This window comes from Streptomyces sp. NPDC054783 (assembly GCF_053611725.1).
The window spans coordinates 1-13,281 of record NZ_JBSHAY010000041.1 but is presented as its reverse complement, the minus strand read 5'-3'; the positions used below and the strand labels follow the sequence as shown (position 1 = coordinate 13,281).

Sequence of the window (13,281 nt, the reverse complement as noted above, 5' to 3'; positions counted from 1 at the left end):
GGTGAGCAGGTCTTCGGTCAGCCCTGGTCGAGCAGGGTGAGGAGTTCGTCGTTGTAGAAGTCGTCGATGGAGCACGCGCCCGACAGCGTCGAGAAGTACCGGTCGATGTGGTCCTGGTGGCCGACCAGCTTGCGCAGCATGTCCGTCCGCCCCTCGGGCTTGAGCTCGGCCACGTTGAGCGCGCCCTGGTAGTGGCTGAGGGCTTCGCCGCCCAGGTCGTTCTCGTAGCGCCGCAGCGCCGCCTTGAGCGCGTCGTCGTCGTGCAGCCGGTCCCCGATGTGGTCGGTGAGCGACTGGGCCTGGACGAAGGCCTCGGTGATACCGCGGGCGGTGATGGAGTCCTTGTGGTTCACCGCGTCGCCGACCAGCGCCCACCCGGGCCCGTAGGCCTTGCGGAAGTAGTTCTCCTGGTGCCCCGTGCCGTACAGCTGTTCCTCGCGCTTGCCCGACTGCATCCGCTCCCACAACTCGGGCGCCGTCGTGCGGAAGGCGTCGAGGTAGGCGGGCTCCACGTTCTTGCGGACCTCGTTGTAGTCGTCCTGCGGGAAGTAGGCCATGAGCAGGGTGAGGTCGTCGTTGGTGGGCAGGACACCGATCCAGCGCCCGGGCCGCTCGTACAGCTCGAAGTTCGCGGGAACCCCGGACCAGTAGCTGTAGTAGGTGGTGGTCATCCGCGGGTGCTCGATGACGTTCTCCGCGCCGGCCTTGCGCGCCACCAGCGAGCGCATGCCGTCCGCGCCGACGACGAGGCGCGCCCGGTCCGTCGCCTCGGCACCGCCGGGCGTCGTGTACCGCACCCCGACGACCCGGTCGTCCTCCCATACCAGATCCCTGACCGCGCATCCCTGCCGGAACTCCACGCCGGCCGCCACAGCGCCGTCCGCGAGGATCGGGTCGAGCACGTACCGCCTCGGCGCGTACGTGGTCGTCAGGCCGTCGATCGGCAGGGAGAAGCCCTCGATGCGGACATCGGGCCCCTGGTAGCTCTGGCGGGTGATCGGCTGGGCGCCCGAGTCACGGATCCTGTCGAGCAGCCCCCACCGGTTCAGCAGCGCCACGCCCTGCATGTGGAGGTAGTGCGAGGACAGCGTGTCCTGCGGGAATTTCGCCTTTTCCAGGAGCAGGACGCGATAACCCTGCCGTGCGAACAGCATGGCCGTCGGCGAACCCGCAACACGGGCACCTATGACAATCACGTCGTACATGGCGGCGCCTCTCTTTCTATTTGGTGACCGCACTCAGGGATTCGATGTACGCGGAGATCGACGCCACCGTCGGGTTGAGGAAGAGCTGGTCCATCGGCACCTCGGCGTCCAGTTCCTCGATGAAGGCACCCTGGATCCTGACCATGATCACGGACTGGCCGCCCAGGGCGAAGAAATCGTCGTCGGCCGAAATGTCATCGCGCTGGAGTTCCCGGCACCAAATGGCGCGCACGCGGTCGGCAATCATCACAGTCCTCTCGTTCGTCAGCAAGGTCCGTCGACTATGCCGCCGTGCCGCTGCCGGCATATTGGTTCTTGAGTGAATCGACCAGCGCCGCGCGGTCCACTTTTCCGTGCGGGCTCAGCGGAAGCCGCAGAACGTTCACGAACCTGGCCGGGACCATGTTCCGCGGCAGCGTCTGCAGAAGGCCGTTGCGCAGGTCGTCCTCGGCGAGTTCGCCGCCCGCCGGGACGAGGAACGCGGTCAGCTCGGCCTCGCCGGCGTCGGTGTAGGTGACCACCACGGCGGCCTCCCGGACCCCCGCCAGCCTGCCGAGCGCGCGCTCGATGTCGGTGGGGTCGATGCGCATGCCCCGCACCTTCACCTGCGCGTCCATCCGGCCGGCGACGACCAGGTCGCCGGCCTCGTTGACGTGGCCGCGGTCGCCCGTGCGGTACAGCCGGCGCGGCTCTCCGTCGACCACGATGGTCGTGAACTTCTCGTTCTCGGGGCCCGAGCCGTTGAGGTAGCCCGCGCCGACGCTGGCCCCGGCGATGCAGATCTCGCCGTACCCCCCCGGCGCGACACCGCGCAGGTTCTCGTCGAGGAGGTGGATCTCGGTGTTGTAGGCCGGCTTGCCGACCGGGGCGATGTCCTGGTCGCAGGGCCGGTACCCGTCGAGGTCGTACGACGTCGCGACGTCCGTGCACTCGGCGACGCCGTACTGGTGCAGCAGGGTGCAGTAGTTGTTCTCGCGCTGCGCCCAGTCCGCGATCCGCTCGAACTTCAGCGGCTCGCCGCCGAAGAGCACGTAGTCGAGCTGGGTGAGCGCGTCACCGCCGCGGGCGGTCTCCCAGTCCACCAGCAGGTACAGAGTGCTGGAGGCGCAGTGCACCGTGCGGATGTCGTGCTCGGTCAGCAGGCGGTACGCCAGCATGGCGTCGAAGTTCCGGCTCGCCATCAGGTACTGGGTGGCGCCGCAGAACAGCGCCGTCATCAGGGCGCGCTGGGAGAGGTCGAAGCCGAAGGCGCTCACGACCAGGTTGTTCGACGCGCTGTCCAGGCCGTACTCGAGCTTCAGCCAGTTCATCAGGTTGAACCAGCCCTCGTGCCGCACCGCGGTCAGCTTCGGCGTGCCGGTCGATCCGGACGTGAAGACCGCGTAGCACACGTCGTCCCCGGTGACGGGGACGTCGGGCGCGGTCGCCGGGAGACCTGCCAGCCGGCCGGGCAGCTGCTCGACACCGATGACCTCGGCGGCCGCCGACTCGACCATCCCCGCCGTCGTCCGCGAGGCCACGATCAGGGCGAGGTCGGGGACCTGGCCCAGCAGCAGCTGCAGTCGCGCCGCCGGGTAGGCCGGGTCGAACGGCACATAGGCCGCGCCGGCCTTCAGCGTGCCGAGGATGGCCACGAGCATGTCGACCGAGTAGTCGAGACAGACGCCGACCTTCGCCCCCCGACCGTGTCCGCGCGCGACGAGGAAGTGCGCGAACCGGTTCGCCCGCGCGTCCAGTTCGGCGTACGTCACCTGCTCACCGCCGCAGGAGACGGCAAGGGCGTCGGGCGCGGCCTCCACGTGCGCCTCGAACTGCTTGTGGACGACGGGCGCCGAGGGCAGGGCGACCCGCTTTCCCTGAAGGATCATCAACTGACTCCGATGTGAGAGGTGTCCGGTCGGACGAGCCGCCGGCACACCCCGGGGAACGGGCTTGCCGGCACCTTCGGGCGTGCGCCGCTAGGCGGTGCGCACCTCGGGGAGACGCCGGTCGGCGGTCTCGAGCAGCTGGGCCACCCACTTGTCGACGGAAAGACCGTGCGCGGCGGCGGCCTTCGAGTAGTGCTCCAGTTGGCCGGCGGACAGCTCGATGGTGAGCGTGGTGACCTGCTGCCGGCGCTTGTCCGCGGCCGCCGGCTCGGCCAGCCGGGGCACCTCCTGCTGCTCGTCGCCACCGCTCGGGGAGACCTCGGCCGTGTCGCTCTGCACGGCCAGGCTGGCCCGCACCGCCCTGCGCAGTTCGTTGCGCGACCACTTCTGCTGTTCGGCCTTGCGCAGCCAGTAGTCCTGCTCCGGCGGCGACAGCCGGGTCACCTCGGCGTGGTGGGCGAAGCTGAGGCCGTCCCTCCTGCGGTGGTGCTCGAACCGCCGGGCCACCCACGCGTAGTTGCGCAGGGTCTGGTAGTCGAGCCCGGTGCGCTCGATGGCCTCCTTGTAGCGCCGCCACCCGTAGGTGGCCTCGCCGTAGATCAGCCAGTCGGCGAGCCACCACGCCGAGGAGTTGACCAGTTCACGCAGGTTGGTCCCGATCTGCTCCCAGGACCGCTCCGGCAGGTTCTGCGGGAAGATCAGCCCCGACTTCTGCACCTTGGCCTGTGTCCCCACGAAGGACAGGAGCACATCGCGCTGTGCCGGTTCACCGCTGTTGTCCACCGGAATCGCCTTGTACCTGCTCGCGGTCCTCACAGCGCCCGTCACTACCTTCATCTCCCAACACAGCCTGTCTTCATGGGCGTTAAGCGATCACTCGGCCGCGCACCCGGGCGGCGATCACCGTCGTTCCTCTTCGGCCGGCCTGCTCGGTGACCGTCACGAGCGCCGGCGAGACGCAGGTATGCGGGCCCGCGAGCCCGTCGGTGTGCGGCCGGTGTTCAGTCCGCCGCCATGACCTCGCGCAGGCTCTTGGGCCGCAGGTCGGTCCAGTTCCGCTCGACGTACTCCAGGCAATCGGCCCGGGCCGCCTCACCGAAGACCACCCGCCAGCCCGCGGGCACCTCGGCGAACACCGGCCACAGGGAGTGCTGCTCCTCGTCGTTCACCACGACGTAGAAGCGGCCGTCCTCGTCATCGAAGGGGTTCGCGCTCAACTGGCACCGTCCTTAACCGACATGGAATGACTCGGGATTGGGAAATCGCCAGGGCCGGGTGCGAGAGAGCACCGGGCGCGAGGTCGCCGATCGGCGTTGTCCGGCCGACAGGACACTGCGGCTGTCCGGCCGACAGGACACTCGGCCGTCCGGTCGACGGGACACCCGGCATCGGTGGCGACCCCGGCGTTGCCACGTCACCGTAAGGACTCGACCGTCGGCGCTACAAGGCGACGGGCTCGCCGACCGCCCGGTCGTCCACCCGGATCTGCACCCCACCGGATCCTCTGTACCCCACCGGGTTCGTGTGCCACGATGCCGACCCTTTGCCGCCCAGGTGGTGTGGAGCGGCGCCCGCCTGAGGATCGCTCAAGAGCTGCCACACCCTCGGCGGAGACCGGCCGGTGCCCGCGCCCTCGCGGACCGGCACCGTTCTATGGTTCGGGAATGCGCGGCCCGAGCCGAGGGAGAGCGATGGACAGCACACGACCTGACCTGCGCCTGTTCGTCCTGCACCACGCGGGCGGCTCACACCTGCTGTACCGCGACTGGCCGCAGCTGCTGCCGCGCACATGGGACGTCCGGCTGCTCGACGCCCCGGGCCACGGCCTCCTCCTCGAGCTGCCGCAGATCCCCGACGCCGGCCGCCTCGCCGACTACCTCCTGCGCAGCATCGAGCCCGAACTGACCTGTCCCTACGCCTTGTTCGGGCACAGCATGGGCGCCCTCGTGACGTACGAGATCATCCGGCGGGTCGCCGACCGAGGCCTGCCGCTGCCGGTGTGGGCCGGTGTCTCCGCACGCTGCGCACCGCAGCTGGCGGGGCCGGGAGGCGGATACCACGAGCTGCCCGACGCCGAGCTGCGGACTCGTCTGAGGCTGCTCGGCGGCACGCCCGACGGGGTCTTCGACGACCCCGAGCTGTGGGACCTGTTCGACCCGATCATCCGGGCCGACCTGCGTCTGGTGGAGAACTGGCGCCCCGCTCCCGACGCCGGTCCCCTGCCCGTGGCGCTGTCCGCGTTCGCGGGCGTCGAGGACCACTCCGCCGCACCGCAGCGGATGGCCGGCTGGGCGCAGTACAGCGAGCACTTCCTGGGGCTGCGGGTCTTCGACGGCGGTCACTTCTATTTCCAGGCCGATCCCGGACCGCTGCTGCGGCAGATCGAACGGGACGCCACCACGGCGCTTCGGGCGGCGGGCGCGGCGCGCTCCTGCTGAAGCCACCAGCCTGTGTGAGGGGAAGAGATGCAGTTCCGCATTCTCGGCCTCGTGGAGGTCCAGGACGAACAGACCGGTCTGCGGATCCTTCCCACGGGTGCCAAGCAGCGTGCACTGCTCGGGGCGCTGGTGGTGAAGGCCGGGCACAACGTCTCGGTGCAGCGGCTCATCGACGAGCTGTGGGGCGAACACCCGCCCGCCAACGCGGCGAACGCGCTGCAGCTGCAGGTGACCCGGCTGCGCCGGCTGCTGTCCGGCCCGCAGAGCCGTCACCCCGGCCGGCCCGCACCGCACCCGTGGATCGTGACCACCTCGCGCGGCTACGCCCTGCAGCTCGACCCCGTCGACACGGACGCCGCGCGCTTCCAGCACCTGGCCGAGCGGGGCCGCAGGGTCCTGCGCGAGGACCCGGGGCAGGCGGGTGAACTGCTGCGCCGGGCACTGTCGTTGTGGCGCGGCCCGGCGCTGGAGGGCAGCGTGCTCGGCGACATCTGCGCGGGCAGGGCGGCCCAGCTCGAGGAGCACCGGCTGACCGCCCTGGAGATGATGTACGACGCGTATCTGCGCACCGGGCGCCACCGCGAGATCACCGGCGAGCTGATGGAGCTGACCACCGACCACCCCATGCGGGAGCGGTTCTACGACCTGCTGATGGTCGCCTTCTACCGCTGCGGCCGGCAGGCGGAGGCGCTCGGCGTGTACGAACGGGCGCGCAACCGCATGGTGCACGAACTCGGCGTCGAGCCGGGCCCCGCCCTGCGCGGTCTGATGGAGGCGATCCTCCACCACGACCCGGCCCTCGCCACCGCCGTGCGCCCCCGCCCGGCCGCCCCGGCCCAGGCCGAGGCGGTGCCCGCGCAGGCCGACGCGTCGGCCGACGACGCGGTGCTCGCCCTCTGCCAGGAGATATCCCGTCTGCAGCGCCGTATCGAGCGACTGCAGCAGGAGCAGGACCAACTGGTGTGCCGCTTCCAGGAGTTGACGGCGAGCACGGTGGCACCGGCCTGCTGACAACGCTGCCACATGGTTCACGGAGTGCGTGTTCGAACCCTGCGCGCCCCGGGGGGTGTGAACACACGACCCGCACTCAAGGCAGCTGACCTACTGTGCCGCCCACAGACCGCACAAGTACGACATCAGCCAAGTAGAGACGATTCTCAGGAGCGGGGCATGACGAGACGGAAGAGAACACGGGCCGGCGTGGTCGGTTTGGCGGCGGTCGCGCTCACGGCCACCGCCTTCGCGGGTCCCGCCCGGGCAGCGCAGGGCACGGCTCCCACGGCGGCCGACCACCAGGCGACGCAGCGCGCGATCGACGCGGCCGTCGCGGCCGGGATCCCCGGCATCACCGTCGAGGCACGCGATGCCGACGGAGTCTGGAAGTCGGCGTCCGGCGTGGGCAACCGGCAGACGGGTGCGCCGCGCGGCAAGAACGACCGGTTCCGCATCGGTGGCCTGACCGACACGTTCGTGGCGACCGTCCTCCTGCAGATGGAGGCGGAGAAGAAGCTCAGCCTCGACGACACGGTGGAGCGTTACCTGCCGGGCCTGGTGACGGGCAACGGCAACGACGGCGGCAAGATCACCGTGCGGGAGCTGCTCAACCACACCAGCGGCCTGTTCGACTACCTCGCCGACCAGGACTACTACCAGACGTACGCGCTGGGCGACGGCTTCCTCCAGCACCGGTACGACACGCTGACGCCCGAGCAGCGCGTGAAGGTGGCCCTCGGCCACGCGCCCCTGTTCGCGCCCGGGGCCCGGTTCTCGTTCTCCAACACCAACGACGTCCTGGCCGCGCTGATCGTGGAGAAGGTCGGCGGCAGGTCGTACGAGGACGAGGTGCGCGAGCGCATCATCGAACGCCTGGGGCTCCGGGCGACGTCCAACCCCGGGAACGGCATCGGCCTGCCCCAGCCGAGCAGCCGCGGCTACTCCAAGCTCTTCCTGTCGCAGCCGGACCGGATCGACGACGTCACCGAGATGAACGGCTCGCAGGTCTGGGGCAACGGCGACATCATCTCCAGCACGGCCGATCTGAACCGGTTCTACGGGGCCCTGATCCGCGGGAAGCTGCTGCCGCCGCGGCAGCTGAAGGAGCTGACGACGACCGTAGCCAACCCCGACTTCCCGGGCGCGACCTACGGGCTGGACATCGAAAAGATCACGCTGAGCTGCGGCACCCCCCTCTGGTTCCGTGACGGGGGCACGGCGGGGTGGCTCACCATGACCGCCTTCACCGAGGACGGCCGCCACCAGCTCACGTTCAACTACAACAGCGACTGGGGACCGGAGACCTTGCTGCCCGTTCTGAACGGCGAGTTCTGCGACACGCCTGCCGCCTCGGGGCCCGGATCGCGTGACTAGCGACATGTCTGTCAACGGAGAGGGTTTATGACCGTCCGAGCAGCCGTGGCGGGAGCGAGCGGATACGCGGGGGGCGAACTCCTCCGCCTGCTTCTGGCCCACCCTGAAGTGGAGATCGGTGCCCTGACCGGGCATTCCAGCGCGGGCCGGCGTCTGGGCACGCTGCAGCCGCACCTGGCTCCGCTGGCCGAGCGGGAGGTACGGCTCACCACCGCCGACGCCCTCGAGGGCCACGACGTCGTCTTCCTCGCCCTGCCGCACGGCCAGTCCGCCGCCGTCGCACAGCAGTTGGGTGACGACACGCTCGTCATCGACTGCGGCGCGGACTTCCGCCTCGCGGACGCCGCCGACTGGGAGACGTTCTACGGCTCGCCGCACGCGGGCACCTGGCCCTACGGCCTGCCCGAACTGCCGGGGGCCCGCGCCGCGTTGGCGGGCGCCCGGCGCATCGCGGTGCCCGGCTGCTACCCGACCGCCGTGTCGCTGGCGCTCTTCCCCGCCTACGCGGCCGGCCTGGCCGAACCCGAGGCGGTGGTCGTCGCGGCGTCCGGCACGTCCGGCGCCGGGAAGGCACCCAGGGCGGACCTGCTCGGCAGTGAGGTCATGGGGTCCATGCGGCCGTACGGTGTGGGTGGCGGCCACCGGCACACGCCCGAGATGGTGCAGAACCTCAGCGCCGTGGCGGGTCGCCCGGTCGCCGTCTCCTTCACCCCGACCCTGGCTCCCATGCCCCGCGGCATCCTCGCCACCTGCTCCGCCGCGGCGCGCCCCGGGGTCGGCGCACACGACGTGCGGGCCGTGTACGAGAAGGCGCTGGCCGACGAGCCGTTCGTACGGCTGCTGCCCGAGGGGCAGTGGCCCAGCACCGCGGCCGTGCAGGGGTCGAACGCCGTACAGGTCCAGGTGGCCCTCGACGCGGCGGTCGGCCGGATCATCGCGATCAGCGCCATCGACAACCTCACCAAGGGCACCGCGGGCGGTGCCGTCCAGAGCATGAACGCCGCGCTCGGCCTCCCCGAGGGACTGGGACTTTCCACGATCGGAGTCGCACCGTGAGTGTCACCGCAGCACAAGGTTTCACCGCGGCGGGCATCGCCGCGGGCATCAAGGAGAACGGCAACCGGGACCTGGCGCTCGTCGTCAACAACGGGCCGGGCTGCGCCGCGGCGGGCGTGTTCACCTCCAACCGCGTGCAGGCCGCGCCCGTCCGGTGGTCCCGGCAGGTGCTCGCGGACGGCGAGATCCGCGCGGTCGTGCTCAACTCCGGTGGCGCCAACGCCTGTACCGGACCACAGGGTTTTCAGGACACGTGCGCCACCGCCGAGAAGGCCGCCGAGCGGCTCGGCCTGGACGCGGCGGACGTGGCGGTCTGTTCCACCGGGCTGATCGGCGTACCGCTGCCCATGGACCGGGTTCTGGCCGGCGTCGAGAGCGCCGTCACCCGGCTGTCCACGTCCGGCGGCGAGGACGCGGCCGTCGCCGTCATGACCACCGACACCGTGCACAAGACGGCCGCCGTCACCCGGGGCGGGTGGACCGTCGGCGGCATGGCCAAGGGCGCCGGGATGCTCGCCCCCGGGCTCGCCACCATGCTGGTCGTGCTCACCACGGACGCCGCCCTGGAGGGCGCGGCCCTGGACCGGGCGCTGCGGGACGCCACCCGTGTCACCTTCGACCGGGTCGACTCCGACGGCTGCATGTCCACCAACGACACCGTGCTGCTGCTCGCCTCCGGCGCCTCCCGGGTCACCCCTGAATACGGCGAGTTCGCCGAGGCCGTCCGCGCGGTCTGCGCCGATCTGGCCGGGCAGCTCATCGGGGACGCCGAGGGCGCGAGCAAGGAGATCCGCATCGAGGTCGTGGGCGCCTCGAGCGAGGACGACGCCGTGGAGGTGGGCCGTTCCGTCGCCCGCAACAACCTCCTCAAGTGCGCGATCCACGGCGAGGACCCCAACTGGGGCCGCGTGCTGTCCGCGATCGGCACCACCTCCGCCGCCTTCGAACCCGACCGGCTGGGCGTCGCCATCAACGGCGTGTGGGTCTGCAAGAACGGAGCGGTGGGCGAGGACCGTGCGCGGGTGGACATGTCCGGCCGCGAGGTCCGGATCACCGTTGACCTCGCCGCGGGCGCGGACTCCGCCGTCATCTGGACCAACGACCTCACCGCCGACTACGTCCACGAGAACAGCGAGTACGCCTCATGAGCGCTTCGCCATCTCCGCATTCTTCTCGATCGGCCGCCCTGCCCAAGGCCCGTGCCCTCGTCGAGGCGCTGCCCTGGCTGGCGGACCACCACGGCAAGACCGTCGTCATCAAGTTCGGCGGCAACGCCATGGTCGACGACGACCTGAAGGCGGCCTTCGCCATGGACATCCTGTATCTGCGGCACGCGGGCCTGCACCCCGTCGTGGTGCACGGCGGCGGCCCGCAGATCAGCGCACAGCTCGAGCGCCTGGGCCTCCAGTCCCGGTTCGAGAGCGGCCTGCGGGTCACCACCGACGAGACCATGGACGTCGTACGCATGGTCCTCGCCGGGCAGGTGCAGCGCGAGCTGGTCGGGCTGCTCAACGCGCACGGCCCGCACGCGGTGGGCCTGACGGGTGAGGACGCCCGCCTGATGACCGCCGTCAAACGCTACGCGGAGAAGGACGGCAAGCCCGTGGACATCGGCCGCGTCGGCGAGGTCGCCCGGGTCGACGCCGGGATCGTGCAGGACCTCATCGACGGCGGACGCATCCCGGTCATCTCCTCCATCGCCCGGCCCGAGGACGACAAGGACGCCGCCGAGGGCGGTGTGTTCAACGTCAACGCCGACACCGCGGCCGCGGCCCTCGCCGCCGCGCTCGGCGCCGAGATGCTGCTCGTCCTGACCGACGTCGAGGGTCTGTACGCGAACTGGCCGCACAGCGACGAGGTGATCCCCCGCCTGACCGCCGGCGAACTGGCCGAGCTGCTGCCCCGGTTGGCCTCCGGGATGATCCCCAAAATGGAGGGTTGCCTGTACGCCGTGAACAACGGCGTGCGCTCCGCCCGTGTCGTCGACGGCCGGGTCAAGCACTCCCTCCTGCTGCAGATCTTCACCGATGACGGCACCGGCACGGTGGTCGTGCCGGACGACGACGTGCGCTTCGAGGGAGCGACGGCATGAACGACGGCGCGGACATCATCACCGAGGCGGGCAACGCGGCGCTGACCCGCCGCTGGCAGGGCGTCATGATGGACAACTTCGGCACCCCCCGGCTGCCTCTGGTCCGCGGCCAGGGCGCCCGGGTCTGGGACGCGGAGGGCAACGAGTACCTCGACTTCCTCGGCGGTATCGCGGTCAACGCGCTCGGCCACGCGCATCCGGCGGTCGTACGGGCCGTCTGCGAGCAGGTCGCCTCGCTCGGGCATGTCTCGAACCTGTTCCTGGCCGAACCGACCGTGCGCCTCGCCGAGCGCCTGCTGCGGCTCGCCGGGCGCGACGGCCGGGTCTACTTCGCCAACTCCGGAGCGGAGGCCAACGAGGCGGCCTTCAAGATCGGCCGGCTCACCGGCCGTACGCACATGGTGTCGGCCACCGGCGGCTTCCACGGCCGCACCATGGGGGCCCTGGCCCTGACCGGCCAGCCCGCCAAGCAGCGTCCCTTCGAGCCACTGCCGGGCTGCGTCAGCCATGTGCCGTACGGGGACGTCGAGGCCCTGCGCACCGCCGTCACCCCGGACACCGCGCTGGTGATCCTGGAGCCCCTGCAGGGGGAGAACGGTGTGGTCGTGCCGCCGCCCGGCTATCTGCGGGCCGCCCGCGAGATCACGGCGGCGACCGGCACCCTCCTCGTCCTGGACGAGATCCAGACCGGCATCGGGCGCACGGGCCGCTGGTTCGCGGCGCAGGCCGAAGGCGTCGAGGCGGATGTCGTCACCCTCGCCAAGGGTCTGGGCGGCGGGCTGCCCATCGGCGCGACGCTCGCCTTCGGCGCGGCCGCCGAGCTGCTCACGCCCGGCGCGCACGGCTCCACCTTCAGCGGGAACCCCGTGGTGTGCGCGGCCGCCCTCGCCGTACTGGACACCATCGAGCGGGCGGGCCTCCTCGCCCACGTGACCTCGGCGGGACAGCGTCTGTGGCACGGCCTGGAAGCCCTGGGCCACCCCCTGGTGCGCGAAGTCCGCGGCGCCGGACTGCTGTTGGGCATCGCGCTGCACGGGAACATCGCGGCGCGCGTACAGCGGGCGGCCCAGGACAGGGGTCTGCTGGTGAACGCGGTGATGCCGGACGTCGTCCGGCTCGCCCCGCCGCTGATCGTGTCGGACCGTGAAGTGGACACATTCGTCGAGGGCTTCCGGGCGGCCCTGTCCGAGACCCTCGACGGGGAGCTGACGGCGGTGGGGTCTCCGGCATAGCGTTCACCCTCAGTTCATTGCAACGAACTACATGGGGGCTGTTGCGTTAGATTCAGGCCCGTTGCAACGATTTCTCGGCTTCTACCTGCAGCAATACCGATTCCGTGCAACGAGTGTGTTGCTAGGACCATGAATGCAACGTAGCGTTTCCACTATCGGAAACAGCGAGCCGAAGGAGCGCACGATGCAGAAGAACCTGAGCACCCCGCAGAAGTTCGACACCCCCGCCCCCATCTCCGCCGTCCTCGACATCCCCGCCGGACGCCTCCAGTTCATCGCCGCCGACCGGACCGACACCACGGTCGAGGTCCGGCCCGCCAACCCGGCCAAGAGCCGCGACGTCAGGGCGGCCGAGGAGATCAAGGTTTCCTACGGCGACGGCGTCCTGCGCATCGAAGCCCCGGAGGCGACCAACCGGTTCCTCGGAAGCTCCGGATCCGTCGAGGTCACCGTCCAGCTGCCCGCCGGCTCCCGGATCGAGGCGAAGACCGCCGGCGCCGAGTTCCGCGGTGTCGGACGGCTCGGCGACGTCGCCTTCGAGGGCGGCTACCGCTCGGTCAAGCTCGACGAGGCCGCCAGCGCCCGCCTCAGCGCCCACGACGGCGAGATCACGGTCGGCCGCCTGGGCGGCCCCGCGCAGATCAGCACTCAGAGGGGCGACATCCGGATCGCCGAGGCCCATGGCGGCGCGGTCACCCTGGACACCCAGTACGGCGACATCTCGGTCGGGGCCGCCCGCGGCGTCTCCGCCTCCCTGGACGCCGGCACCACCTACGGCCGGATCCAGAACGCGCTCTACAACACCGGCGCCGCCGCCCTGAACATCCGGGCCACGACCGCCTACGGCGACATCACCGCCAGCAGCCTCTGACCACCCTCCGTCCCTCGAAGGAGCTCCCCTCATGAGCACGTTGGCCATCGCGGCGAACGGTCTGCGCAAGTCCTACGGTGACAAGGTCGTGCTCGACGGCATCGATCTGGTGGTTCCGGCCGGTTCGGTGTTCTCCCTGCTGGGTCCGAACG

The 13,281-nt window shown here is 70.7% G+C and carries 13 protein-coding genes and 1 pseudogene; 9 read left to right on the top strand and 5 right to left on the bottom strand.

From position 1 onward, the window contains the following. Nucleotides 1–17: 17 nt before the first annotated feature. From ACWGJ5_RS40655 to ACWGJ5_RS40635, 5 genes are all read right to left on the bottom strand, one after another. Nucleotides 18–1,205 (bottom strand): NAD(P)/FAD-dependent oxidoreductase, encoded by a 1,188-nt coding sequence (locus ACWGJ5_RS40655; protein WP_453314642.1) that lies wholly within the window; start codon nucleotides 1,203–1,205, stop codon nucleotides 18–20. A 16-nt stretch (nucleotides 1,206–1,221) separates the two neighbouring features. Then, entirely contained in the window at nucleotides 1,222–1,452 is a 231-nt protein-coding gene (locus ACWGJ5_RS40650) for a phosphopantetheine-binding protein (RefSeq protein WP_453314658.1), read from the bottom strand. 34 nt (nucleotides 1,453–1,486) lie between these two features. Then, on the bottom strand, nucleotides 1,487–3,073 hold the full coding sequence (locus tag ACWGJ5_RS40645; RefSeq protein WP_453314641.1) for an amino acid adenylation domain-containing protein: 1,587 nt from the start codon (nucleotides 3,071–3,073) through the stop codon (nucleotides 1,487–1,489). Between the two features lie 90 nt (nucleotides 3,074–3,163). Beyond that, nucleotides 3,164–3,856 (bottom strand): LmbU family transcriptional regulator, encoded by a 693-nt coding sequence (locus tag ACWGJ5_RS40640; RefSeq protein WP_453314640.1) that lies wholly within the window; start codon nucleotides 3,854–3,856, stop codon nucleotides 3,164–3,166. Nucleotides 3,857–4,074: 218 nt separating this feature from the next. Next, complete coding sequence (locus tag ACWGJ5_RS40635; RefSeq protein WP_453314639.1) at nucleotides 4,075–4,290, bottom strand: MbtH family protein; 216 nt, start codon at nucleotides 4,288–4,290, stop codon at nucleotides 4,075–4,077. A gap of 474 nt (nucleotides 4,291–4,764) precedes the next feature. On the opposite strand from ACWGJ5_RS40635, the gene ACWGJ5_RS40630 reads away from it, so the two are divergent. From ACWGJ5_RS40630 to ACWGJ5_RS40590, 9 genes and pseudogenes are all read left to right on the top strand, one after another. Beyond that, a complete protein-coding gene (locus ACWGJ5_RS40630; protein WP_453314638.1) occupies nucleotides 4,765–5,511 on the top strand; it encodes a thioesterase II family protein in 747 nt (248 codons plus the stop codon). A 27-nt stretch (nucleotides 5,512–5,538) separates the two neighbouring features. Next, a complete protein-coding gene (locus tag ACWGJ5_RS40625; RefSeq protein WP_453314637.1) occupies nucleotides 5,539–6,522 on the top strand; it encodes an AfsR/SARP family transcriptional regulator in 984 nt (327 codons plus the stop codon). Nucleotides 6,523–6,681: 159 nt separating this feature from the next. After that, entirely contained in the window at nucleotides 6,682–7,878 is a 1,197-nt protein-coding gene (locus tag ACWGJ5_RS40620; RefSeq protein WP_453314636.1) for a serine hydrolase domain-containing protein, read from the top strand. Between the two features lie 27 nt (nucleotides 7,879–7,905). Further along, complete coding sequence (gene argC / locus ACWGJ5_RS40615; protein WP_453314635.1) at nucleotides 7,906–8,934, top strand: N-acetyl-gamma-glutamyl-phosphate reductase; 1,029 nt, start codon at nucleotides 7,906–7,908, stop codon at nucleotides 8,932–8,934. Continuing rightward, a complete protein-coding gene (gene argJ / locus ACWGJ5_RS40610) occupies nucleotides 8,931–10,082 on the top strand; it encodes a bifunctional glutamate N-acetyltransferase/amino-acid acetyltransferase ArgJ (protein ID WP_453314634.1) in 1,152 nt (383 codons plus the stop codon). Before argC ends, argJ begins: the two co-directional genes overlap by 4 nt. Further along, on the top strand, nucleotides 10,079–11,026 hold the full coding sequence (argB, locus tag ACWGJ5_RS40605; RefSeq protein WP_453314633.1) for an acetylglutamate kinase: 948 nt from the start codon (nucleotides 10,079–10,081) through the stop codon (nucleotides 11,024–11,026). The genes argJ and argB overlap by 4 nt, the downstream gene beginning before the upstream one ends. Beyond that, the gene (locus ACWGJ5_RS40600; protein WP_453314632.1) at nucleotides 11,023–12,258 is read left to right on the top strand and encodes an acetylornithine transaminase; all 1,236 of its coding nucleotides are present in this window, start codon (nucleotides 11,023–11,025) and stop codon (nucleotides 12,256–12,258) included. The genes argB and ACWGJ5_RS40600 overlap by 4 nt, the downstream gene beginning before the upstream one ends. Before the next feature lie 184 nt (nucleotides 12,259–12,442). Next, entirely contained in the window at nucleotides 12,443–13,129 is a 687-nt protein-coding gene (locus tag ACWGJ5_RS40595) for a DUF4097 family beta strand repeat-containing protein (RefSeq protein ID WP_453314631.1), read from the top strand. Nucleotides 13,130–13,160: 31 nt separating this feature from the next. Then, nucleotides 13,161–13,281: pseudogene (locus ACWGJ5_RS40590) on the top strand (ABC transporter); the annotation flags it as partial.